We start from the raw sequence: 24,159 nt of genomic DNA, 5'->3' as shown, positions 1-24,159 counted from the left end.
CTTTATAGGTTAATCACCTATCATGATATATGACTTTCCTTATCCTTCATCACTTCAAATTCCATTTTTTCGCACTCTCTCTTATGCCCTTCTACGCTTTGCATAATGCATCTTTAAACCATGTTACATTCGCTTTTAATTATTTTTATATTACATTATGAGTTTTTGTATCACAATGTCTCATAGAAATCTAGATGCAAATTAAAGGAAGTCATGATTAAACTTAAAATGTAATTGGTTGAATGGAGGATTAGTGGCATAGAGTAGATAGCCCTAATAGTTAAGGTTAATGTCGTGGCTATATAATATAGGAAAAGAATGAGGTATAGCGGTAGAGAGTAATAGATGGGATGATAGAAGCTTGGTGTTGAGGATAATATGGAATTTGGGGAAGTCAGGATTCCTCAAAATACAAAGCCTGTCGTGGTAGAACAGTGCATGGGAATTTCTGGTAATAAAATAGCGCTTTTGATCTAAGCATACCCCCTATCCCTATGTCTATAAGTGTTACCTAATATTGATTAGATGCACATACGAATTAAATTTATCGAGTTCCTCGCCTATACCTACAAAAATAAAAAAGCATCTAATTAATCTCAAATGCTCTTTTGAATATTCAATTTCTAAATAGATTATCTACAGCTCTCTGCTTATCTTCCTCGCTTGGCATTGAGCGGCAGAGTACAGACTTACTACACTCCATCATCAAAAAGATTACAGTAAACGCTGGAAATAAATCTAACGAAAGAAGCGTCAAGGACATTGAACTGTTCTTTGACACTTCCTTAAAAGATGACATTGTGCTTACTTGTGATACAGTTCACCGTGATGTATCTAAACACAAAGTACATTTTGACCATAAGATATACATCAGTATATAAAGAAAAAGCCACTCCAGACAACGGAGTGGTTTCTTTAATAGAACTTCTCTTTTATTTAATCAGTTTGCAGGTTTAGTTCCACTTTTTAGCGTGTAGAAGTATTGATTCAATGCCAATTCAAACTCAATACCATCATCTATGTTTTCAAAATACCTCCACAACAGCAATTCCTCTGTATTATCAATATGCAAGACTTCAAATTCCATTTCTCTTGATTCATACACGATTACTTGACCCATACAACACTTTGTCTCTTGAATTATTCTTATGAATGGTTTAGCTAGAAGTTCAATATCTACATCAGGCATTACAAATTCAGTTGAGATACCTTCACTTAGAAATGATTCAATATTATTCTCTACCCATTCTTTGAATTTTTGCCTTATCATGATTTACCATCCTTCAATGAAATCCATGTTTTATCTATCGTAATGTTCCTTAAAAACTGCCTTAAATCTTGGCTTAAAAACAATTTCTAATGTTTGTAGGATTTCATCTTGGCACAGCGTGATTAAAACACTAGAATGTTCTTGTTTATTCGCCACAATTTCAAATCTGTCAACTCTTTGCAAATCAAAATAAGATATAACTTCGTCTGAACGCAAGTCCTCAGCCTTTACTTTCACTTGACCTGAGGAAGGTGAGATAGTGACAACAAACTTTTCATTTTTATTTGAGAACCTATAAGTGGCTTGGTTATATATAAAAGGTAAATTCTTAATTTCAGCATCTAAGTATTCTGGTTCACATTCAAATATTGACAGTAATTCATATTCGTCTGGTATCTGCATCGAATCAATACCTCCCTTAAATAAAAATTGCTCATTTAATTAGTTGCCACAATATCATCAAAGCGACTTGATAATTCGATGTATTCATTGATCCAGCCACTACTCATGGATAGTTCTTGTAATGAACCTGTTGGGGCAAAAAGAAGTTCTAATTCAGTAACGACTGATTTATCATTTTCATTTAATCTTTTAATGTACGTATCCAATGCAGAAAATACTTCTTCTACTGTTCTGTATTCTGACCATGTAACATTAGTATTGGGCGAATCTATCAGTTTCCTTACTTCCCATAATAGGTCAACCAGCAGAGTATAGCTTGCCAAGTTATTCTGCTCCCTTCCTTGTTCCATAAAACACTTTATATCAATTCCATATTTATCTTTCTACTGTGTCATCATATCCATAATAGAACGTCATTTCCCAAAGGCAATGGGCAATAAAGCTTTCATTCGACATAGTATTTAATGACTTCTTGTCAATGTAGTAGCCTAGCCATTCATTAAATTTGCTTGATGCTATAGAGTAGCCAGTCCATTCGTCGTCTTTACCACTAACGTCAAAAGAGAGTGAATCATTATCTTCATCAAACTCATTGGTACATATCCATTCACCATCAATTTCTTCTTGGAACACATTGATATAAATGTACATGTTAGTTTCGTTATCAGCAGGTATAGTCAATTTCAGTTTTTCATATAGCATACTAAACTTTTCAAGTCTGTCTTTTTTAGTTGAATATTGGACAATAAACTTTTGCCATACCTTTGAAAAATCTGTAATGGCAATCAACTCTTTGAACGTCTGCATATTTCCACTATCATCTAAAGGTTTCCAATTGAGATCATATATATCATCGTTAGTGGGTTTCCTAACAGATTGTTTACAACGTTCCTCACATGCCCCAAACTCTAGAAAATTTTTCTGCCCTTGTCTTAGGGATGATATGTTTGCTCCCCCCTCATAGTCAGGGTCGGCAAATTGAACACCATCATCTTCCCAAAAACAAATTTCACATATATCATAAGTACCTGGAGGTTCTTCATCTAACGTCTTATAGCCGCAACAAGGACAAGTATATTTTATTTTCATTTTCATTCGCTCCACCTTGTATCAAATCGTGCTTTCATATAAGAAACAATCACTCTAAAATCTCACCAGATAAGCAATGTAGTTCTTCAACGGCATGTTTTATAGTATTTACCTTCGAATCAACTACAATCTTCTTATTCATTGCCGTTTCCCAACCATCCGCAATTAATCCATATGGTTCGACATAATCCTCATACCACTTGTATGTCACTACCTCATAAAGACCATCTTGTCGTATAACTACTTCTGCTTTGTATTTTAAACTTGGCGTTATAATCTCCTTTATAATCTTGGACATTGTATCATCCTTTATCTCAATAAATTCAATCATTCTTACATCAACCCTCAATATTGTACCATATTTTGTAATAATCAATATCGTATCGTTCAAGATTTTACTCTTGGTCGCTGGGTGGATGTGCTATACCATGTATCATTGCTGATTAAGCTTTTTGAACAGCCTCGCTGTGTAGATCAGTTACACCCATTTTTTTGTAAAACGTAATGTGCTTCTGATATTTACTACCCCGCCCCCATTATCTATTATTACAAAACAAAAAATACTACCCACATTAAATTGAGTAGTATTCCTAATCTTCAGACTGTTGCGCTTGGTTTACGATTATTCAATGCTCTATAAAGAGTCGCTTTCTTTACACCTGTCATCTCTTCTATCTCAGAAATTGTATGCTTCTGACTATCATACAATATTAATGCACGATCAACTTTCTTCTGATCTGTTTTTGGTCTGCCTCCGTTTCTCCCTCTTGCTCTCGATGCGGCTAATCCAGCTTTAGTGCGTTCTACAATCATTTCACGCTTCAGTTCCGCTATGACACCAATCATCTTAAACATAGCCCTTCCAGTAGGCGTAGTTGTATCTAAACCATCAATGACACTGACCAATTCAACACCCAATCTAGTCAATTGCTCGTATACTTCAATTAACTTCTTTGTAGATCGTGCTAACCGATCAAGCTTATACACTATAAACACATCGCCTTGTCTCAATGCATCCAAGGCTTTTTGTAGTTCAGCACGATCATCTTTCGCTCCGCTGGCTTTCTCTGTGTATATGCGTTCACACCCTGCTTTGTTCAACGCATCCATTTGCAAATCCAGAGATTGATCAACTGTCGAAACTCTTGCATATCCAATTTCCATCTCGAACCCGCTCCCAAGTTACATTTATAACCATATTGCATCAAAAACAAGTACGATAATGCAACTAAGTTTTTGGAACGAGTTTAGGAGCTGAAATCCGATAGATTTAAGTCTTTTTTTAGTTATTTTAATAACAGTCTCTTATACGTTCGTTATTGATACAAAGTTACTATTAGAAAAAAGATTAATTGTGTATATTTTGTAAATAAACAGAAATCCGAACGTACCGATTCTTGATAGATCGTTGAGAAGATGATAGAGTGAATTTGAATATAATACCATTGGAGGTATCACAATCGTGGAGTTGGATTTTCACCTTAAGTACGACAGGCTACAGTTTAAAGATCTTGGACACCTAATAACTACTTTCTCATTGGCATATGAAAGTGTGGCACTCTCATATTCTAAAAGTGATAGTTCGAAAGACAGAATTCTTGCTTTATTTGAAGATATGTCAACCTTAGAAGTTATTAGAATAACTGAGGGTTCATTTTGGGCTCAGTTAAAAACTAAAGGCGAAGTTGCTCTTATATTTGTAACACTTCTCACCTCTCTTCTATCAGGCACAACAGATTCAATTGATTTATTAAATCTTGGATTAGAACATAAAGAATCACCTCTTGTCGTTGAAACAGTTCAAGTTGCTGCTGATCCTTTAGTTCAAGAATCATTTAAAGCTTTTCTTAACGCAGCATCAAAAATCGAGAATTCAGTTACAACAATAACTACAATCTCCCCCGATGGCACAAAAACAACCATTTCTGTTGACAAAAGGATTAACCAATAATAGTTCTGGTGTGATAGCTCATAACACAAAAATAGCCGTTAACCCTTGATACGCTTGGGTTTCGGCTATTTTTGTTATATGACAAAAATAATTTTCACAAATTCATTTATAGCTTTATTAAAAACGATCGTAATAGATACTCTAATATCGTGTGGAATACTGTAACAAAAATTCTACTTTTATGATTTATCACAATCAACCATTATAATGCACCTTTGTTATAAGTTTTCTATGAAATGCTTGGCTCTTTGTAAGAGTTGCAATACTTTTACCACTTGTCTCTTCAGCTATAGCATTTTTAATTATACTAATTGCTTCTTTAAGATATAAATCAAAATTCTGTTCAGCTTTTATTGACCATTCGGAAAAATCTTTAACCTCTGACTTACCAATCTTATCGAACTTACATATTTCTCTTTGTGCAATATTAGCGAATAAAGAAAGCAAAAATATATCTGCAGTATTTAGGAATGAATATTGTTTCAATTCTTTCCCTTTTATCTCCAGGTAATGAAGTATATCAGCTTTCCTCTTGTTTCGAACGTAACGTCTGTAATCACTTATGACATCAATTATTCTAGAGTATATTTTGAAAGCAAATACTATTCTTTCGGCATTTATACTGTTTAAAATCCCTGGCAAGTTATCATCGTTAAACAGTAGTGACTTTTTCATTTTAGCGACAGATGCTAGTTCTTCATACACACTGGCGTAAAGTTGTATAGCCAATTCAAGACTAATAGTCTTATTTTGATTTACACCAAATCTTTCGACCTTCTCTTTTTTTGTGAGCACTTTCTTTAAAAGTTCCAGTTTATTAGCTTGTCTCTCTAAAAAGTACCCTAACTGATCTAAGTCTTCTTCTAACTGCCGCATAATAGGTAAATTAGATATTAAATAACTATCCTTAATCTCCGTTTGAGAATTTAAGTAGATAGAGATGTTTTGTCTAATGATTGGGTCATTAATTTCAATTACTTTTACTTGAACAAATCCTTCTTGCAGAGAACCTTGTTTTTTTGCTTCCAATAGGCTATTCATCGTTTGACATCCATTAACAACCATAGGGTTGGTCACTTTTAGCTTTTTCCTAGTATCGATATATTTAACCTTTGGAGAAACCATTACAATTCCATTATTATATAGATGAAAATTATTAACATCTTCTGCTGAAGTCGCAGTTTCTATAATACCATTATTGAACTTGTTATTAGCACCATGAAATAATCTTACATTCTCATCAAATATAATATCCTGATACTTCAAACAAACATCAGCCAATTCACTTAAAGAACAATGAATGGAATATGAAGCAGCATTTTCAGATGTTAATAATCCTGTACTTGAACCAGATTGAACTAGATCAATTTCAAAATTTTCATATCTCCTCTTACTAGTGTAGATAATGTTTGCAATACGCTCTTTATCATACAATTCCCAATAAATCTTGTTTCCAGTATCCTTGATTTGTTTTAATTCTGTTTCAAGTACTACCTCTGCATGATCACTAAGTGCATTAGTATAAGATACATACACTAGTTTAAAGTTAAAAATATCTGAATCAACAATTTCATTGATTTTCTCTTTTAACTCATCGTTCGCATTATTTGGAACTACTCCGCTCGAGCAAATTTTGTAGCCCCTTAAAAAACTCTCAATTTCAGTAAGGCTAATAGACCTCTCAATATTTGTAACTTTCTCAGGCATTTTAAATTGATAAAGCTCAATCAAGTCTCTCTCTTCATCAATTATTACAGCGTCAATTCCCCAATCATTAAAACCATCTGTAATATATTCCGACACATCGTCCTCATTAATTCCACGAATACTTGTAAGAAACCAATGAGCAAATGAATGACTTCTTCTTTCATACTCATTTTCCACTTGAATATTGTCTACTTCATCGCAAATCCTTTGATAATAAGTATGATACAACCCTTCATACCCACCAATCATGGAAATCTGGTTCATGAGAATTATCACCTTTTTACCCATATCATAACATCATTCAACATAATCGTACATAATATCTGGGTATTATCAAACATCGTAGCTTAGTTAATAAATCTATAAGGTAAATTAGCCTTCTAAGATAGGAAGAATTCAGAATAGAATTCAGCATCCTCAGAAATATCCATACATAAAATTGAGGTTTTATGTTAGGACAACAGTCCCTCAGAATCCAATACTTTTCTTGGCTTTTTGTTCAGGATTTCAAATTTTATTTATTTAGAAGTTTAACGTATAAGTAACACCGTTGGGTCGAAGGAGCGCTTTGACTCACAAACCAATGCATCTTCGATACGAATAACTCCTAATCTACAATTTGTTGAGAAGATGCTTTCATTAACATGGAAGTCACCAGTCTGCGCACCTATCTATTAACCTATAATATTTAGATTGACTTTTATATTAATATTGACCTCGTTCCGTGAAATCCTCTTCCAAAATTGTCTGTAATTAGTTATAATGTCATAGGTATATTTTAACATCCTTTAAATCAGATAATTTGAGAGCCTGATAGCAAAATGACTTATTACTCAAACTCAAGTTAATATGCCATTGATTTTATTTTAATCTTTTTATAGGGAGTTGCATTCTATTTGGACAGAAATATTGCGATAATAAGAATATCTCTAAAACATACGTCATTGTATGATCTTGGCTATACTACTATTGATATTCACCATTTCATCACTCTTTGTGAAGCAATTGGAAGGAATGATGAAAAAATTGTAAATAAATTTAACTCACATCTACCATATTTTTTAACCAGAAATGACCCTGATTTAATTAAATATAAGACACATTCCAATATAGTTTCAGTTGAAAATGGTAGTACTATCTTAATAGTAGATGGTTTTTCACAGGTTGCTCGTGCTGGTCTTACCTTATTATCAGCTACAATTAAGCAAATGAATAAAAAAGAAAAAGCACGTTTTGAAATTGCATGCGGTGATTACAAAATACTAGAACTATTTGAACAATATAAAGATGGTTATTTTGGCAAAGGAGAAAATGGCTTTGATAACTTTATTTTTAAACTAAGTAATGAGGGATATGATATTCGCATGAATGGTGAGACTTATCAAGCTCTCCAAGATGCTGCAAATTTATATGCTAAACGAATTGTGAAAACAATTGTTAAAAAGTAATCCTCAAAAAGTTTTTATTAAGAGTTATTTACTCTTCTATGCTGCACTTTAAATTTTCACAATACAAGGCTGACGACTATAGATAAATATAAGCCATCCCTCAAGACTGAGCGATGGCTTTTAACATTTAACTATTCACTGAAACTAGTAATAATACTCCCTCAAGTTGACCTCCATGATGAATTTATTAGTCAACAGTATTTTGAGACTCAATTATTTCAATACATTTTTGATTTCGATGAACAATTAAAACAATATCTTTATTTATTAGTGCTTTAAGAGGTGCTAACCATTCTGAGCGTACATCACCGTATATGTAACAAATTGCTTTATAGTATTTTGCCTCTTTTATAAAATGTTTTAAAGTGACAATATCATCTTTAATCCTAGACAAATCAGATTTACAGTGTTTAACTTCAATTACTGCTAAGTTACTATCCATACCTTCTTCTACATGGTAGATAAAATCAGGAACTGAGTTTTTTATTTCTTTATGTTTGTTAAATAATGCATGACTTCTTTTATCCATTTCTCCATGCAGTTTGTACTTAGAATTGGGCAATACAAGTCTCAATTGATGGTACATCTCATAACAAAAAACTCTTTCCCTATATTTTTCATCTGCTTGACCTGAAAATGAAATCTTAATGTAATCGTCACTAATTTTAGAAACGGATTCCAATAAGTGATTTAAAAATTCCTTGAAATCATTTTCTTTATTCATATTTATCTCCTTATCCTCAAGTACTAATCATTCCTTCACTCCACAACGATAACACTACATCTGACCATTTTAAATTAATCAGCTCACCACGCTGAATGCCTGTCCCAAGAATCGAAACAATCAGCATATAGTCCCGATATGCGACAAAACTCTTGTCTCTTTGCTTAATCCGTCTGTAGTAATTAAGCATTTGGCGTATTTGTTCATCAGTGAATACGTCAATTCTTACTTCTTCTTTCTGCATCCTTACTCGTTGCGCTGGATTCTTAGATATAACCTCACATTCCACCATATAATTCAAAAAGGCACGTATTCTTGTGAGTTTCGTATTGATCGAACCAGCTTTATTCCCACGTCCTTGGCAATCGATTAGATGTTGACGTACATGCTGATAAGTAATATCTTCTACCCTAACAATTTCTTGTCCAATACAATAATCTACAAACTCACCTAACATGGTCTTATAGTTCCTAATGTTCTTCTGTGTTGTGTTCTTAAAATGCCTATCTTCCAAAAAATCCTGATACGCAAACTTTAGAAACACAAAAAGACTACCTCCTCGGAATTAGGAAGTAGTCTATTCTTTAGAAATTAGTTATTCACATGACCAATTCTCAATGCACCGAACAGGCGGGAAAGCAGCTCACGCTGCTTTCCCGATGTAAAGGCTTATCAGCCTTACATCATGCCGCCCATACCGCCCATGCCGCCCATATCAGGCATGCCAGCGCCAGCACCCTTAGGTTCTGGTTTGTCAGCAACAACCGCTTCAGTTGTCAAGAACATAGCTGCAACGGAAGCTGCGTTTTGAAGCGCAGAACGAGTTACTTTAGCAGGGTCAACGATACCCGCTTCGAACATGTTAACCCATGTTCCAGTAGCTGCGTTATAGCCTACGCCGATTTTTTCGTTTTTCAGACGCTCAACGATAACCGAACCTTCTTGACCAGCATTCGCAGCGATTGTGCGAAGCGGCTCTTCAAGGGAACGAAGAACGATGTTAACGCCTGTTTGCTCGTCGCCTTCTGCTTTAACAGCAGCAACAGCGTTGTATACGTTAATGAGGGCAGTACCGCCGCCCGATACGATACCTTCTTCAACCGCTGCACGAGTGGAGTTGAGGGCATCTTCGATGCGTAGTTTGCGCTCTTTCAATTCTGTTTCTGTAGCTGCGCCAACTTTGATAACTGCAACGCCGCCAGACAATTTTGCAAGACGCTCTTGAAGCTTCTCACGGTCAAAGTCGGAAGTTGTTTCTTCCAGTTGAGCGCGGATTTGGTTCACGCGAGCAACGATGTCAGCGGAGTTGCCGCTGCCGTCAACGATGATTGTAGTTTCTTTAGTGATGCGGATCTGACGAGCAGAACCTAGTGATTCAACGCCAGTTGATTTAAGCTCAAGGCCTAGCTCTTCTGTAATCACTTGGCCGCCTGTTAGAGCAGCGATATCTTGAAGCATAGCTTTACGACGGTCACCGAAGCCTGGAGCTTTAACAGCTACGCAAGTGAATGTTCCACGAAGTTTGTTCACTACTAGAGTAGCTTGAGCTTCGCCTTCTACATCTTCAGCGATGATTAGCAATTGCTTGCCGGATTGTACGACTTTCTCAAGAACTGGAAGGATCTCTTGAATGCTCGTAATTTTTTTGTCAGTGATAAGAATGTAAGGGTTGTCTAGGACAGCTTCCATTTTATCAGTGTCAGTAATCATGTATGGAGATACATAACCACGGTCAAATTGCATACCTTCAACAACTTCAAGCTCTGTAACAAAGCCTTTCGACTCTTCTACAGTGATAACGCCGTCGTTGCCGACTTTTTCCATAGCTTCAGCAATAAGTTGGCCTACTTCATCGTCAGCAGATGAGATCGAAGCAACTTGTGCGATCGATTGTTTGCCTTCGATTGGTTTCGAGATTGCTTTAAGCTCTTCAACAGCAGCTTTAACAGCTTTCTCGATACCTTTGCGGATAACCATAGGGTTAGCGCCAGCTGTAACGTTTTTCAAGCCTTCGCGAATCATCGCTTGTGCAAGAACAGTTGCCGTAGTTGTACCGTCACCAGCAACGTCATTCGTTTTTGTAGCTACTTCTTTAACAAGTTGAGCGCCCATGTTTTCAAAAGCATCTTCAAGCTCGATTTCTTTTGCAATGGAAACACCATCATTTGTGATAAGCGGGCTTCCGAATTTTTTCTCAAGTACCACGTTGCGGCCTTTTGGACCTAGTGTTACTTTAACTGCATTTGCAAGTGCATCAACACCGCGCAGCATTGCGCGACGAGCGTCTTCGCTAAATTTAATTTCCTTAGCCATTAACAGAAACCTCCCAAAATAGTTTAAGTAGAACTGCTTAGTTTATGTGTTGACTTCTATGTGACCCTAAGCGGGTTGTTATTCAAAAATCGCGTGAATTTCGCTTTCTTTCATAATCAAATACTCTTTGCCTTCGTATTTGATTTCAGTGCCTGCATATTTGGAGAAAAGAACGCGGTCGCCTTCTTTAACTTCAAGAGCAATACGAACACCATCTTTCAGCGTGCCGCTTCCAACTGCAATCACTTTGCCTTCTTGCGGCTTTTCTTTCGCCGAATCCGGCAATACGATACCGCTAGCGGTTGTTTCTTCTTTCGCGATTGCTTCGATCAATACGCGTTCACCCAAAGGTCTGATCATTGAAAATAGCCTCCTTCAAAATTTGTCGCTGCTTATATTCTCGTTAGCACTCGAAACCTTCAAGTGCTAACAACTATTTTTATCATACTCATTTTCGCTATCAATTTCAAGTGCTTGGTTTCATTTTTCCGTTTATTTACACTAGGCAGAAGGAACTAAATCTTTTTTATGCGGATTGGCCCGTCCAATGTGATTCGCTCAAGCTATTATTATGCGCCAAGTACATCTTGAGAATACGAATATGCTCTAATCCCTTCTCTCGGCCATTTACTCTTTTTAAAACAACCTCGGGCTCAGTAGAAATTCACTTCAAAGCCGCATCGATGCCAAAAGCCTGTCCTGACCACGCCTTTTTAGAAGTCCAAGCCTCGTCCGCTCCACTCCAAAATGGATGCTCGCTTGCTAGGCCAAGCGGCAAGAACACCGCAGCGCATAAATAGAGGCTTCCCGTTGATATGTACCGCTCGCCAATATCTCGCTGATGTCCGCAGAAGCCGATTGTAAGCCATCCATCCGCTGTAAAATTGCCTGGCACTTCAAGTGTTCGACGAATCGCAGCGGTTAACGCACAGCGTACCTGAGGCGCTGTGACGGACGCTGGCAAATCATCATTTAAAGCATGCTGAGCTAGGCTTTGAAAGGCTCCGAAACGATAGGCAAGCGAGCGTCCAATTGGCGGGTATGTTCCATCCGTTCCAATTAGCCGCTCAAGCACTTCTGCATAACGCCGTGAACGGCTTGCAACAGCAGCGCGCATGGCTCCCCATTCCTCGTGCTCATCACCTGCTGCGGCAAGCACATCGACCAGCATCGGCTGAATAACGAAGCTGTTATAGTAATCCCAGTGGAAATCTGGACCATCACTATATGCGCCGTCACCCAAATACCACTGTTCATGCTGCTTCAACGCGTAATCGATCCGCATCGGGTCCCAGTCAAGCTCACCCAGCTTAAGCAGCGCCGCTTCAATCGTTGCTGCAAACAGCAGCCAATTCGAGAAGACAGGCTTTCTCGACCTCGTTTGCTTCAGCGCCGTAATTACATTTGCTTTGACACGCTGCTCCAGCTTTTCACCAAGCTCTATCGGGGCACGCAATATCGCAAGCGCCAAAAAAGCAGCGTCGACAATCGGCTGGTAACCATCGCTGAAGTTCATATAGTCTGGCGATGCTGGATCAGTGCCCGCACCCACTGCTTCACGAGCAAGCGCGGCATAACGAACTCGCAGCTCCTCTTCGTGTCCATTAATGTGCTGATTCTCAAGCCATGGAGCCATGCCGGATAAAAGGCGTCCTAACGCTTCCAAATGCGTGAATTTCGCTCGGTCAGCTTTAAGTTCAGCGGCAGCTTTCTCATCATCAGCCTCTCCAGCAGTTATTGCGATTTCTATAGGCATCTTCTCTTTAAGACGGCGCTCCGCAAGGGCGCTAAGCACAGGATCGCCAATAGCGAGCATCTGCTCCAGCCAGTATTTGCGCACAGGTAGCATTTCGTTTATCTGTGATCCACTTTCGATTTGCATGTTCGTTACCTCTCCTCTACCAGAACGTCGAGGAATCCCCTCTTACTCGTGCTAAACCTTCTACGAAGAAATAGTCGCCATAAATAAGCGGCACGTCAATGTTTCTCCGCTCTGGGTAATGGCTTGTCCCATGCAAAATCAAGCCTTCCTCCGCCTCATCATCCCAAGCACCGTAATTCTCGTACAGTGAACGCAATATTCGCTCGCCAGCCGCTTGATATAACTCCGATTCTTCTGCAGGAACTGATCTTGCAATTTCGAGCAGACCGCAGGCTGCACAAGCGCCAGCTGACGTGTCGCGATAACGTTCTACACCTGAAGGCAAGCGGAAATCCCAATGCGGCACTGAATCCTCAGGCAAGTTCGCAAGGAAGAAATGGGCAACCCGCTTCGCCGCTTCCAAGTACCGAGCCTCGCCCGTATAACGATAGCTGAGCGCCATCCCGTAAATCGCCCACGATGCTCCGCGAGACCACGCTGAGTTTGGTGCAAAGCCTTGTCCGCCGTTCACACTTACAAATTCACCCGTATGCGGGTCAAAGACTACAATATGATTTACCGAACCGTCCGTCCGTATAAAATGCTCCAGCACCGTATCCGCATGCTCCATCGCCAAATGCTTAAATCTTGGGTCGCCCGTTGTCTCGCTCGCCCAGTAGAGCAAAGGCAGGTTCATCATGCAGTCAATAATCGCCCAGCCCTCATTGCGATCACCCTCACCCCATGGGTTCCAAGCTCTAATATAATTTCCTTTTACATTAAATCTTCCGCTGAGTACACTAGCCGCTAACAGCGCTCGTCTGCGGGATTGCTCTTCACCAAGCAGCTTATAGCGGGCTACACTCGTTAGCGACCACATGAAGCCGATGTCGTGATCCAAGCGATCATATCCGAATAATACTTCATCCAATTGCTGCTCGCATGCTTCGGCAATATCTTTATATCGATCATCCTTCGACTCCGAATCACGGTACAGCAGCCATAACAAGCCCGGCCAGAAACCGGCTGTCCACCACTGAGGCGCCTCCAGCACATACGTTCCATCGACGCTCGCATGCGGAAATCTTGCACCAATCCGATTGCTCGTTCTCGTAACCTTCTCATGTACATTTGCCCAAGCTTCATTTGCCCAATTGATCTGCTCCATATCCTTACTCGCTCCTCGCATCGAATATTGTAGTTATGATTCAAATTGAAAAATAAAATTTGCAATCAACGGCACTTCAACTGCTGCTGCTCTCCATTCAAAATCAAGCGTATACCAGAATCGCTCAACGCCATAATGATCGATATCGCTCCTTGCGGTAACGACCGGCTTCCAAACCTGATGATCATAATTAATGAGTAATTGGCGTTGTCCTGTTAAAATCACTCGACCTTCCTCCGCCAGCTCGGGAACTAGAAACGTAATGAAACGCTCTGTAACTTGCCGCTCAGCATCAGCTTCTTCTCCATTTGGCATCATCCAAATCGTGTCCGTCAGCGTCAGGCGCGGCAGCTTTTCCTTTTCCCAAAGGAATCGGCGCTCCAATCGCTCCAGCTTGGAATGGCCATACGCCGAGCTGATTTCCAGCGCTAACTTATCCATACACGCATTTGTTGACGCTTCCATAACAGCTGCTCGAAACACAGCCCCATTTTGCTGATGTGAGCCGTCTATTATAGGAACAGAATGCCCTTGAGAGCCATTGCACCAAATTGAATACCGTTCCGGGCCAAAATATTTCGCCGTATATTTTCCGCTGCCCAAATCCGCTAAATAAGCTTGTCCATCCGCATGTATGATGAAATGGCCCACATCATTGTGGTTATGAGGCTCCTCATTATGGCCCCCTTTTGCCGCAAAGCTGTAGTTGCCGCCATTCTCGCTTGCATGTCTGGACAAGAGCCACTGCACATCAGATAAATAATAGGACTCGGCAGGCCAGATCGTTTTACTTTCAGTCGTCTTCATCCATTCTTCCTTCACCCATAGCAAATTACGAATCGCCGGCGCCCAGCGTCCGCAATGATCAGCAGAATACTCCGCTCTAAGGCTAGCATCCGGTACAATGACCTCTGCAAACTCCTGATGCAGACAGCAGCTGAGTCCCATAAATATACCGCTTTCAGGACGCGAATCACTAAAGTTAACGACCGTGCTGCTTCCTGTAAAACATTTCTGCTGAAAAAGTGCAATCTCCTTCACCTTATTCGAAGCAAATAAATTGATTTCTCCATCTGTTGCCCTTTTTAACATCTGAGCAAAATATACATAATACCCGAAACCATACTGCCAATATAAATAACCTTCCGCGCACGCGCCGTCATCGCCAAATCCACTCAAATAACAATCAAGCGAATGAAGCACACGTTCCAGCACTTGCGACAGCCTATGCAAATCCTCAATGAGATAAAGCGCCGCTGCCCCAACCGAACCCGCGCATACAGCCGCCCAATTGTGATCCGCTGTCTCCCAACCGTATGGGCCTTGCTCCAAAAAAGGACGGAATAGGCGATTCTCTACCTCAGTCTCTATACGCTTGTGCAGCATAACCGGCAAACGGTCACCTAATAACAACTTTATCTCACTCAGTGCAAACCCAGTCTCCGCCGAAAATAAATCGATGTCCAGCCTATCTGATCCTTCATTAAAATGAGCAGGCAGACACCAAGTAAACTCATTACAAATCGACCAGATCATATTTAGAGCGGCAACTTCGTAATCTGCATTTTCCGGCTCATGCAGCGCCATAATGACATACGAATTCAATCTTTTTCGCCTCTCAAAATATACTCGTTCATAAGCTAAGCGCTCTCCTGTATCTCCATAGACACGAAAGAGGGAGTAGGTGAGCTCGGGATCAGAGGTAAGCATGAAGCGATCGGCTTCCCTTTTAATCTCTTCAAGGAGCTGTTCATTAATGGACTGATTCCACAGTTGCGAACATGGCTTCCGCGTTTCGCCGCTTGAGGTAAGAAGCATCAGCCCTTTTTTCCTATGCTGCTGCAAAATCTCCTGTATCCGTTCACGTTTCATTTGTATAATCTCGCTCCTATTCTGCCTGCGCAGCTGCTGGCTTTATACTAAACGGGCATTAGGCTTGATATTCCAAACTTTCATAATCGTTGCACCTAAATTGTACCAGTAGTTTATGAATAGCAGAAGGCTGTAACAAAAAAAATACCGTACAGCGATTTCTCGCGCACGGTATTTCATGGTTTTCAGCTATTCGCCTCTATAGTACAATCCACCCAAAATAAATAAGGTTAAATCCTCGACGATCGCTTCCTGTGATGAACGTTCTTCTTCATGCAAGATAGCCCAATATTGGCTATTCCGATGAAAGAGCAACGTACCGATAATGGAAAACAAAGTGTTATCTAAGGAGTTGAATTGAAATAATCCTTGCTCCCTGCCCTCTTTGAGCCAGTAGCGGAGCTTCCCCCACATCGGCATCACATGCTTGCGTATCTTTTCAATTCGATCCGTGTTCATGATAACTTCTTGCTGAATAATGTTAATTAATTGATAGTCGCTGTAGCGGAAATTAGTTACCTCACGAACAATAAGTCTAACTCCCTCTACCGGATCTAGCTGCATGGGGTCTAGCTCGGCAATTTGATTGTTTGGAAAATAATAATCAAATAAAGCATAGAACATATTTTCTTTCCCGCCAAAATGATACGAGACGAGCGCAACGTTAGCTCCAGCCTCTTCGCATATTTGCCTAACGGTCGTTTTATCGAAGCCGTTTTCCGCAAACAGCTTTTTGGCAGCTGATAATATTCTAATTTTAATATCCGCATCTCCTGTTGTCATGACGGGCCCCCATAAAAACAATATCTTTTATTTTGAACCACACTAAACCAACAGCAACTGCATTTGAATTATCGTTTTTGCCCTGCAATAACTGCTGTAGGCTGTACTACAGGAGCGGCTTGGCGCTTCAGCGCAACCGCAACTACGCTAACCGCAAAGGCAACGACAGCAATAACGCTAAGTGACAAAGAGTCAGCTGTAGCCGCTGGGCCGCCGAACAAAATATTCATCGTACCTTCAACTGCATACGTCGCTGGAAGAATATCACCAAGCTTGACGTAAAAGTCGGATAACAATTCACGCGGTACGATCGCACCAGAGGTAACAAGCTGTGCCGACAATAAAATAATATTGAACAGCATGCCGCTTAAACCAAACAGGTAAATAAACATTTGCGAAACGAATATAAATGTTAATACGAACATCAGCTGGAACAACCAGATATGAAGGAAGCCTTGTTCCATCTGACCGCCAAATGCAGCGAGCAAGGAAGAACCTACTAACGAAACAATGACACCTGCTCCTACATTAATTACGCTTCTTGCGCCGAAACGTTTCCATCTGCTTGTTGTTGCTCCTAGTGAAAGGGAAGATTGCTCAAAATTCATACCCATGATCATCGCGCCGACATAAGAAGCAAGCACCAGCATCATCGGAACCATTTGATTGTTCATTCCTTGTATCACGTTCGTTGACTGAATTTCAGATTTAACACGCTCTGACAATCCTTGTGCCGCTGCTCCAGCTTGCTCTGCTGGCAGCTGCATGTTGCCAAGTACGGTTTGAATGCCGCCCGTTACGGCCTGCTTATTTACTTCTGCTGTTATTTGTCCGGCTGCACCACTCATAATACTTTTAATCAGTGCTGGATTTGATTCGTTTATTACATATTGAATGGAGGCTGTACCATCGGCTGCTGAAGCCTTCTGAGAGAAATCCGCCGGTATCCATACGACCATCTGCAGCTCACGCTCATTCAGCTGCTGCTTCGCCTCATCAATGCTGCTGATTTCACTCATATTAAAAGGCAAGTTCTGAACAAGGTTGCCAGCAATCTTCTGTCCCATCTGTGCATCTTCATTCACAATAGCAATACGCAAATTTTGTACGCGGTCCGTAACACCATTATAACCTGTCATCCAAATGACCGAAAAAATAACCTGGAACATGATTGCCGTAAATATACCAACGATAGTCGTTGGACGTTTCATAAAAGCAATTAGTGCATTTTTCAATATGATCCACTCCCGTTTTCTCTATTTAAACAATTGTTTTAAACAACTGTTTAAATATTATGCGGAAATGATGTTTTTGTCAACCACGCAAACTCGCCTTCGGCGTCCTCTGGATGCTAAAGCAGCTTTGACGGAGAAATATATGCCCTTTATAAGCTCCTTATATTAAAAAAAAAGAAGAAGAGGACATTCCCCTTCTTCTTCCTATGCTTCAGACATTGACTCGCCATACTCCGCTTCCCATTTTGCATCAGCGGCAAGCTGCTTTTTGTGTACCGAGCCTGATAAAAACACACTAATCTCATATAGAACGAGTAATGGGATCGCCACTAATATGTCCGATATGAAATCCGGCGGCGTTATCATAACTCCGATAAGCACCATGATGAAATACGCTAGACGGCGCATTTTGCGCAGCCGCTGTGGATTCACTAAACGAATAGCTGTCAAAAACATGATGACAAGCGGCAGTTCGAATAACAGCGATATCGGAATGAGCAGATTAAACATAAACGTAAAATACTGCGCGATGCCATATGTTTCCTCAAGGTTTAAATGCTGTGATACTGTTCTTGTGAAATTAAAAGCGAGTGGAAAGACGACAAAATAAGAAAACGCCAATCCAATTAAAAACATGATTAGTGCAAACGGAACATATTTAAGCGTGGAACGCTGCTCGTTCTTGCGCAAAGCCGGCTTTACGAATGCCCATAGCTGATATGCAATAACAGGCAAAGAAATAATTAAAGCGATGACAAATGCAAATTTCATATACATGCCAATGCCATCCCAGAGGGAAAACGTATGTAACGAAATTGTATTAGCAGGCTTCTGGCTCATTAGAAAGTTATAGGTAGGCTGTGCAAATATAAGTCCGACGACTAAGCCTAACGTTAAAATAATAAGCACGTAAATGATCCGCTTGCGCAGCTCGCCAAGATGCTCCAAAAGCGGCATCAACCCTTCTTCACGAAGAAGCGCTTTACGTGATTTATGCTCCGATTTGCTGTTTCCTTCCGATCCCACCTGCACTATACCTCCTTCGCCTAGCGGTAAACCTTTTTTTCAAGAAAAAAGCGGGCCCGATTAATCCGGCAGCCGCTTATTGTCTTTATCACTATTTTCCGAGCGACTCACTTCAACACGGCTCGAATCTTTGTCCTTGCGATCACGGTCACGATCATCATCATCCATGATCTCTCTTGCTCCGGATTTAAACTCACGCAATGTCCGTCCGAATGCACGTCCAAGTTCTGGAAGCTTGTTTGGTCCAAATAGTAGCAAAGCAACCAACACGAGCAGTATAACACCTGTTGCACCAATTCCTGACATTTGCCAACCTCCTCGTAATTTTATGTAGCAGCATCATTATTAAGCAGCTCATACTTAACAGCTGTTTAAGCCGCCATATCCCATGCTGACAATATCTTCACGAACAATCGTATCTCCCGCAAGTATCCGCGGCAGCAGCACATCAAATGATGTATATGGATCATGCATGACGCATCCTGGAAGCCCCAATATCGGCACTCCGTTTAAATATCCAATAAGCAGCATTGAGCCTGGCAGCATCGGAGTTCCATAACTCACGATATCCGCGCCTGTTTCCTTTATGGCTCCAGGAGTGCGATCGTCGGGATCTACCGACATTCCGCCAGTCACTAGTATCATATCATATCGTTGTGCAAGCAAATAGTGTATTTCCTTGACAATTGTTTGTCGATCATCGGGTGCAAAACGCTGCTCTGCAACTTCTGATCCAAGCTCCTCGAGCTTGCTTCTTACTGCCGGACCAAATTTATCTTCAATTCTTCCGTTAAAAACTTCGCCGCCCGTCGTCAACAAACCGACGCGAAATTTACGGAAAGGGCGAACGCGCAGCGGTGAAGCTCCGCCATTCGCTTCACGATATTCGGCGGCAAGCCTCTCCACCGTCTCCACCTTTGATTTTGGTACGACAAGCGGAATGGCTCTTGTTGCAGCCAGCGCTTGTCCTGGCTTAACGACTGTTTTTGCCTTAATCGTTGCTAATGCAATTTCACCCAGCTCATTAATGGCATCAACTAACGCCTTATCAATCTCCGCAAGGCCCAGCTGGTTTGCTTTAATGCTCACCTTGCCCTCATGCGGCTCTGAAAGAATGAGTTTCTCGTCATATAACGCTTCAGCCATTCGAATGGCTGCATCATCCTCATGAAGCTCGTTTTCTCCAAGCTCCATAATATAGATATGCTCCTTGCCAATATCAAGAAGATTAGGAATGTCTGCTTCTACTACGACATGACCTCTTTTGAACAATCGACCTTTAAACTGACCTGGAATAATTCGCGTTAAATCATGAGCCAGTCGCAGCCCGATCGCATCATATACGGAAACTTCTCTTAGTGTCGTCGATCCATGTTGTTCTATTCCGTTCTTAGCATGATGCTGCTGCTGACTCATACGCTATGTTCCCCCAGTTCTCCGGATAAAATGCCCAGAGCATGCGGCAATTGATCCATGATCGCCATTAAGCTCTCGTGTACGCCCTTCGGGCTCCCAGGCAAGTTAACGATTAATGAGCTGCCTCTAATGCCGCAGACGCCTCTTGAGAGCATTGCTCTTCTTGTTTTTTGGAGAGCGCCCATACGCATCGCTTCCGCAATCCCCGGCACAGCACGGTCAATAACCTTGAGCGTTGCCTCGGGCGTAACATCGCGCTCTGCAAGACCTGTGCCGCCCGTCGTAAGCACAAGATCCGCATGGAAGTACTCTGTCATTTCAATAATGGCTGCCATTATCTCATCCTGCTCATCCGGTACAATCCGATAATCAATAATTTCTCCACCCAGCTCTTCCTCAACCAATTCACGGATAACCTGGGCACTCGTATCCTCACGTTCTCCACGTGATCCTTTATCGCTTGCTGTTAAAATTGCTACTTTCCACCGCATTTACCATTCCTCCCATTCCTATTTCGCTCATGGGTTTGACGAAATTCGATAATCGCCGCTTTTTCCGCCCGTTTTTGAAACCAGCTGCGTAGGACCGATAACCATATCCTTTTGCAGCGCTTTGCACATGTCGTAGACCGTTAGAGCTGCGGCAGACACGGCTGTCAGTGCTTCCATTTCCACGCCGGTTTTTCCAGTTGTCTTTACTGTACCTTCTATGTAAAGCTCATCCGTTCCGTTATCGCTGAAAACCACATTGATGCCTGTGAGCGGTAGCGGATGGCACATTGGAATCCAATCTGACGTTTTTTTGGCAGCCATAACTGCAGCAACCTGAGCCACAGCCAGTACATCGCCCTTCCCGATCTTGCCAGCCTTAATTTGTTCTAATGTATCTTGGTTCATCGTTATTCTGGTTTGAGCGACTGCCGTGCGGGAAGTGACTTCCTTGTCAGAGATGTCTACCATTCGCGCCCGGCCCTGCTCGTTAAAATGTGTCAACTCCACCTCAAACGCTCCTTCTAGCGCTAATGAACGGGTTCGCCTTTAACGTTCATAGCTCGCTTGGCAATCATTCAGCTGTATTTCCTCTAAACTAAATACATGTTTTTTTCAGTAATCAAGCCATCCATTTTCAAATCATGCCCCTCGAGAGGCACCTCATCGATGAGCTGCGCCTCGAACGCTATTCCAAGCCAGTACGGCTTAGAAGCATTGTTTTGAACTGATTCAGTAAATCGGTCATAATAACCGCCCCCATAACCAAGGCGGCCTCCTTGAAGGTCAAAGGCTAGTCCCGGCACAAAGACAACACCCAGTTCACAATTGTCCTTAAAAGGCTGCGCTGTATTCGGATTCGGCTCCATAATCCCATATGCACCAGGTATCAGATCATCCCAGCTCCGCAAGGTATAGAGCTCCATGGAACGATCTGCTGCGATACATCTTGGCGCAATGACTTCTCGCCCTGTTCGCCAGCCCCATTCAATGAGACCCGACAAATCAAGCTCGCTCCGAAAAGACACGTACACCATAAACGCGCCGACCGAATGGCTTTCAATAAAAGCCATCGCTTTCGTGCAAGCTGCTTCTGACCATAATCGCCGCTGCTCCACTGGTAATTTATTTCGTTTTATCGTTATCTTACTTCGTATGTAAGCCTTATCGCCCCGTTGATTTGGTTCAACCAAAAGCATTCACCTATTCTAGTTCCCATCATTTTCTTTCATTAATTGTAGTTTAACATTGTTGTGCAACTTTCGCCAATGCTAGCGCTCGTTTATGGTACACTAATATGTAGTATGAGCATTCGTTCTTTACCATTTATTTGTTGGAGGTTTCAAAATGCTGCTGCAGGTTTCTAACGTAACAAAAAGCTACGGCGTAAATGTCGTATTATCCAATATTTCGATGCAAGTGCTGGAACGAGAACGTATTGGTCTCGTAGGTGTGAACGGTGCAGGCAAGTCTACACTGCTCAAAATCATTGCAGGCGAAATGTCCGCAGATTCTGGCGCTATTCATAAAGCCAAAGAAACTAAAATTGGTTATCTCGCTCAGAATAGCGGATTGCAATCCAATCGAACGATTGGTGAAGAAATGCTTGCCGTTTTCTCTCATCTAATTGAAGCAGAGCAAGAGCTTCGTGATCTTGAAGTCAAAATTGCAGATCCCGAACTTCATCAGGATGAGAAACGTTATACAGCCATACTCGATCGTTATGCCAAGCGTTCAGATTGGTACCGCGAGCAAGGCGGTTTCGAGGTCAACACGCGTATTAACAGTGTTCTTCACGGTATGGGTTTCGGAACATTTCCAGCTGACACTTTAATATCAACATTAAGCGGCGGCCAGAAAACACGGCTCGCACTCGCTCGCATATTGCTTCAGGCACCAGATCTGCTCATGCTTGATGAGCCTACCAACTATCTCGACATTGAGACTTTAACGTGGCTAGAGTCCTATTTGCGCGGATATTCGGGTGCCATCTTGGTCGTATCCCATGACCGTTACTTCCTAGATGCTCTTGCCCAAACGATTATCGAAATCGAGCGTCATACCTCCAAGCGCTACACCGGAAATTACAGCCGCTATATGGAGCTGAAAGCTGCCGAATACGAAATCAATATGCGTCAATTCGAAAAACAGCAGGACGAAATTTCGCGTATGGAGCAATTTGTTCAACGAAATATTGTTCGAGCTTCAACGACCAAACGTGCACAAAGCAGACGGAAAGCTTTGGACAAAATGGATCGCCTGGACAAGCCGCAGGGTGATTTGAAAAAAGCTCATTTCACATTTGAAATCGAGCGTTCGACAGGCAAAGACGTACTTGCTGTTAATGAGGTTTCCGTTGTTTTCCCAGGTAAGGACACACCTATCTTTAAAAATGTATCCTTCCAGCTCACTCGTGGTGAAACCGTTGCATTAATTGGTCCGAACGGGATTGGGAAATCCACACTGCTAAAGGTTATTGTCGGTCAAAATGAACCAACAACAGGTACAATTAAGTTTGGAACTCACGTCAAACTCGGTTACTATGACCAAGAACAAACGAGGCTGAACGGCCAAAATACTGTTCTTGAAGAGGTCTGGGGCAGCTACTCCCATATGGAGGAGGCACGTATTCGTACGGTGCTCGGCAACTTCTTATTTAGCGGCGAAGACGTACTCAAGCGAATTTCTTCCCTTAGCGGCGGTGAGAAGGCACGTGTATCCCTAGCGAAGCTTATGCTTGCAGAGGCCAATGTCCTTATTTTGGATGAGCCTACCAACCATCTCGATCTATTTAGCAAAGAAGTTCTTGAAGCTGCATTGCTTGACTATGAAGGAACCTTGCTCTTCATTTCACATGATCGTTACTTCCTAAACAAGATGGCTGAACGAATTGTCGAACTAAAGTCGTCAGGTACTGATCATTTCCTAGGAAATTATGACGAAATGATAGAGAAAAAAAGTGAAATCGAAGAAGCACGGCTCGAAGCACTGTCAAATCAGGCTTCAAACTCAAAAACAACAGCCGTATCCGACATTTCACCTGCCAATTCTTACGAGGCGGACAAGCAAGCAAAACGTGAAGAACGTACACGGCAGCGTAAAGTTGAACAATTAGAACTGGAAATCGCTACTCTGGAGCAGCAAATAACCGATTTGGAATTACAGCTCACTGATCCTGCGATTTTTAATGATTACATCCGAATTCAAGAAATTCAAGCTGCCATTGAAGCTGTTAAAACCTCACTATCGACCGCATATGAGGAATGGGAACAATACATGTAAGTTTCGTAAATCAATTCCTAAATCAATTAAAACCGGCAGCTTAAGGATAATCCTTTAGCTGCCGGTTTTATTCATTCCTATCCTACTTAACCACCTAAACAAGCTAGAGTTAACTAACCTAATT

25 protein-coding genes and 1 pseudogene are annotated in these 24,159 nt (G+C 41.3%); 3 read left to right on the top strand and 23 right to left on the bottom strand.

The genetic code is table 11. The features are described from left to right. Nucleotides 1–940 precede the first annotated feature (940 nt). The 7 genes and pseudogenes from AC0VYE_RS05935 to AC0VYE_RS05905 form a co-directional block, all read right to left on the bottom strand. Nucleotides 941–1,270 (bottom strand): hypothetical protein, encoded by a 330-nt coding sequence (locus tag AC0VYE_RS05935; protein ID WP_475446676.1) that lies wholly within the window; start codon nt 1,268–1,270, stop codon nt 941–943. 30 nt (nt 1,271–1,300) lie between these two features. Continuing rightward, a complete protein-coding gene (locus AC0VYE_RS05930; protein ID WP_475446674.1) occupies nt 1,301–1,672 on the bottom strand; it encodes a hypothetical protein in 372 nt (123 codons plus the stop codon). A gap of 35 nt (nt 1,673–1,707) precedes the next feature. Beyond that, nucleotides 1,708–1,995, bottom strand: a complete 288-nt coding sequence (locus AC0VYE_RS05925; protein WP_475446672.1) for a hypothetical protein — start codon at nt 1,993–1,995, stop codon at nt 1,708–1,710. A 52-nt stretch (nt 1,996–2,047) separates the two neighbouring features. Continuing rightward, the gene (locus tag AC0VYE_RS05920) at nt 2,048–2,521 is read right to left on the bottom strand and encodes a DUF6557 family protein (RefSeq protein ID WP_475449454.1); all 474 of its coding nucleotides are present in this window, start codon (nt 2,519–2,521) and stop codon (nt 2,048–2,050) included. Further along, nucleotides 2,495–2,755: pseudogene (locus AC0VYE_RS05915) on the bottom strand (CPCC family cysteine-rich protein); the annotation flags it as partial. The pseudogene AC0VYE_RS05915 and the gene AC0VYE_RS05920, both read right to left, overlap by 27 nt. 55 nt (nt 2,756–2,810) lie before the next feature. Next, nucleotides 2,811–3,152 (bottom strand): hypothetical protein, encoded by a 342-nt coding sequence (locus AC0VYE_RS05910; protein ID WP_475446670.1) that lies wholly within the window; start codon nt 3,150–3,152, stop codon nt 2,811–2,813. A 206-nt stretch (nt 3,153–3,358) separates the two neighbouring features. Then, nucleotides 3,359–3,925, bottom strand: coding sequence for a recombinase family protein (locus AC0VYE_RS05905; protein ID WP_475446668.1), 567 nt, complete (start codon nt 3,923–3,925; stop codon nt 3,359–3,361). Nucleotides 3,926–4,223: 298 nt separating this feature from the next. Between AC0VYE_RS05905 and AC0VYE_RS05900 the strand changes: the two genes are divergently transcribed. Beyond that, complete coding sequence (locus AC0VYE_RS05900; protein ID WP_475446666.1) at nt 4,224–4,712, top strand: hypothetical protein; 489 nt, start codon at nt 4,224–4,226, stop codon at nt 4,710–4,712. A gap of 195 nt (nt 4,713–4,907) precedes the next feature. Here AC0VYE_RS05900 and AC0VYE_RS05895 read toward each other — a convergent pair whose 3' ends face one another. Further along, nucleotides 4,908–6,683, bottom strand: a complete 1,776-nt coding sequence (locus tag AC0VYE_RS05895; RefSeq protein ID WP_475446664.1) for an AIPR family protein — start codon at nt 6,681–6,683, stop codon at nt 4,908–4,910. Nucleotides 6,684–7,315: 632 nt separating this feature from the next. On the opposite strand from AC0VYE_RS05895, the gene AC0VYE_RS05890 reads away from it, so the two are divergent. After that, nucleotides 7,316–7,867, top strand: coding sequence for a hypothetical protein (locus AC0VYE_RS05890; RefSeq protein ID WP_475446662.1), 552 nt, complete (start codon nt 7,316–7,318; stop codon nt 7,865–7,867). Nucleotides 7,868–8,054: 187 nt separating this feature from the next. On the opposite strand, the gene AC0VYE_RS05885 is transcribed toward AC0VYE_RS05890, so the two are convergent. From AC0VYE_RS05885 to AC0VYE_RS05815, 15 genes are all read right to left on the bottom strand, one after another. Next, on the bottom strand, nt 8,055–8,591 hold the full coding sequence (locus tag AC0VYE_RS05885; RefSeq protein ID WP_475446660.1) for a hypothetical protein: 537 nt from the start codon (nt 8,589–8,591) through the stop codon (nt 8,055–8,057). 16 nt (nt 8,592–8,607) lie between these two features. Further along, a complete protein-coding gene (locus AC0VYE_RS05880) occupies nt 8,608–9,135 on the bottom strand; it encodes a tyrosine-type recombinase/integrase (protein WP_475446658.1) in 528 nt (175 codons plus the stop codon). A 134-nt stretch (nt 9,136–9,269) separates the two neighbouring features. After that, nucleotides 9,270–10,904, bottom strand: coding sequence for a chaperonin GroEL (gene groL, locus AC0VYE_RS05875; RefSeq protein WP_076269676.1), 1,635 nt, complete (start codon nt 10,902–10,904; stop codon nt 9,270–9,272). Between the two features lie 78 nt (nt 10,905–10,982). Continuing rightward, nucleotides 10,983–11,264, bottom strand: a complete 282-nt coding sequence (groES, locus tag AC0VYE_RS05870; RefSeq protein WP_054026679.1) for a co-chaperone GroES — start codon at nt 11,262–11,264, stop codon at nt 10,983–10,985. Between the two features lie 304 nt (nt 11,265–11,568). After that, nucleotides 11,569–12,786, bottom strand: coding sequence for a DUF2264 domain-containing protein (locus tag AC0VYE_RS05865; RefSeq protein ID WP_475446655.1), 1,218 nt, complete (start codon nt 12,784–12,786; stop codon nt 11,569–11,571). Between the two features lie 16 nt (nt 12,787–12,802). After that, entirely contained in the window at nt 12,803–13,933 is a 1,131-nt protein-coding gene (locus AC0VYE_RS05860; RefSeq protein ID WP_475446653.1) for a glycoside hydrolase family 88 protein, read from the bottom strand. Nucleotides 13,934–13,966: 33 nt separating this feature from the next. Continuing rightward, complete coding sequence (locus AC0VYE_RS05855; RefSeq protein WP_475446651.1) at nt 13,967–15,805, bottom strand: heparinase II/III family protein; 1,839 nt, start codon at nt 15,803–15,805, stop codon at nt 13,967–13,969. Nucleotides 15,806–15,994: 189 nt separating this feature from the next. Further along, nucleotides 15,995–16,588, bottom strand: coding sequence for a TetR/AcrR family transcriptional regulator (locus AC0VYE_RS05850; protein WP_475446649.1), 594 nt, complete (start codon nt 16,586–16,588; stop codon nt 15,995–15,997). A gap of 68 nt (nt 16,589–16,656) precedes the next feature. Further along, nucleotides 16,657–17,823, bottom strand: coding sequence for a YhgE/Pip domain-containing protein (locus AC0VYE_RS05845; protein ID WP_475446647.1), 1,167 nt, complete (start codon nt 17,821–17,823; stop codon nt 16,657–16,659). Between the two features lie 204 nt (nt 17,824–18,027). After that, entirely contained in the window at nt 18,028–18,780 is a 753-nt protein-coding gene (gene tatC / locus AC0VYE_RS05840) for a twin-arginine translocase subunit TatC (RefSeq protein WP_076269790.1), read from the bottom strand. A 129-nt stretch (nt 18,781–18,909) separates the two neighbouring features. After that, entirely contained in the window at nt 18,910–19,155 is a 246-nt protein-coding gene (gene tatA, locus AC0VYE_RS05835) for a twin-arginine translocase TatA/TatE family subunit (protein WP_076269672.1), read from the bottom strand. A gap of 54 nt (nt 19,156–19,209) precedes the next feature. Continuing rightward, the gene (locus AC0VYE_RS05830; protein WP_076269671.1) at nt 19,210–20,265 is read right to left on the bottom strand and encodes a molybdopterin-binding protein; all 1,056 of its coding nucleotides are present in this window, start codon (nt 20,263–20,265) and stop codon (nt 19,210–19,212) included. Further along, nucleotides 20,262–20,756, bottom strand: a complete 495-nt coding sequence (locus AC0VYE_RS05825; RefSeq protein ID WP_054026672.1) for a MogA/MoaB family molybdenum cofactor biosynthesis protein — start codon at nt 20,754–20,756, stop codon at nt 20,262–20,264. Before AC0VYE_RS05825 ends, AC0VYE_RS05830 begins: the two co-directional genes overlap by 4 nt. 27 nt (nt 20,757–20,783) lie before the next feature. Beyond that, nucleotides 20,784–21,263: a cyclic pyranopterin monophosphate synthase MoaC gene (moaC, locus tag AC0VYE_RS05820; RefSeq protein WP_076269670.1), complete on the bottom strand. Its 480-nt coding sequence runs from the start codon at nt 21,261–21,263 to the stop codon at nt 20,784–20,786. A gap of 83 nt (nt 21,264–21,346) precedes the next feature. Next, nucleotides 21,347–21,946 (bottom strand): 5-formyltetrahydrofolate cyclo-ligase, encoded by a 600-nt coding sequence (locus AC0VYE_RS05815; RefSeq protein ID WP_475446643.1) that lies wholly within the window; start codon nt 21,944–21,946, stop codon nt 21,347–21,349. Between the two features lie 154 nt (nt 21,947–22,100). On the opposite strand from AC0VYE_RS05815, the gene abc-f reads away from it, so the two are divergent. Beyond that, nucleotides 22,101–24,035 carry a ribosomal protection-like ABC-F family protein gene (gene abc-f, locus AC0VYE_RS05810; protein ID WP_475446642.1) on the top strand — a complete coding sequence of 645 codons (1,935 nt, stop codon included), beginning with the start codon at nt 22,101–22,103 and terminating at the stop codon, nt 24,033–24,035. Nucleotides 24,036–24,159 lie beyond the last annotated feature (124 nt).

Source organism: Pristimantibacillus sp. Z349TD_6, assembly GCF_056173205.1.
The sequence above is the reverse complement of the archived record's forward strand: the minus strand, read 5'-3'. Positions and strand labels throughout refer to the sequence as shown.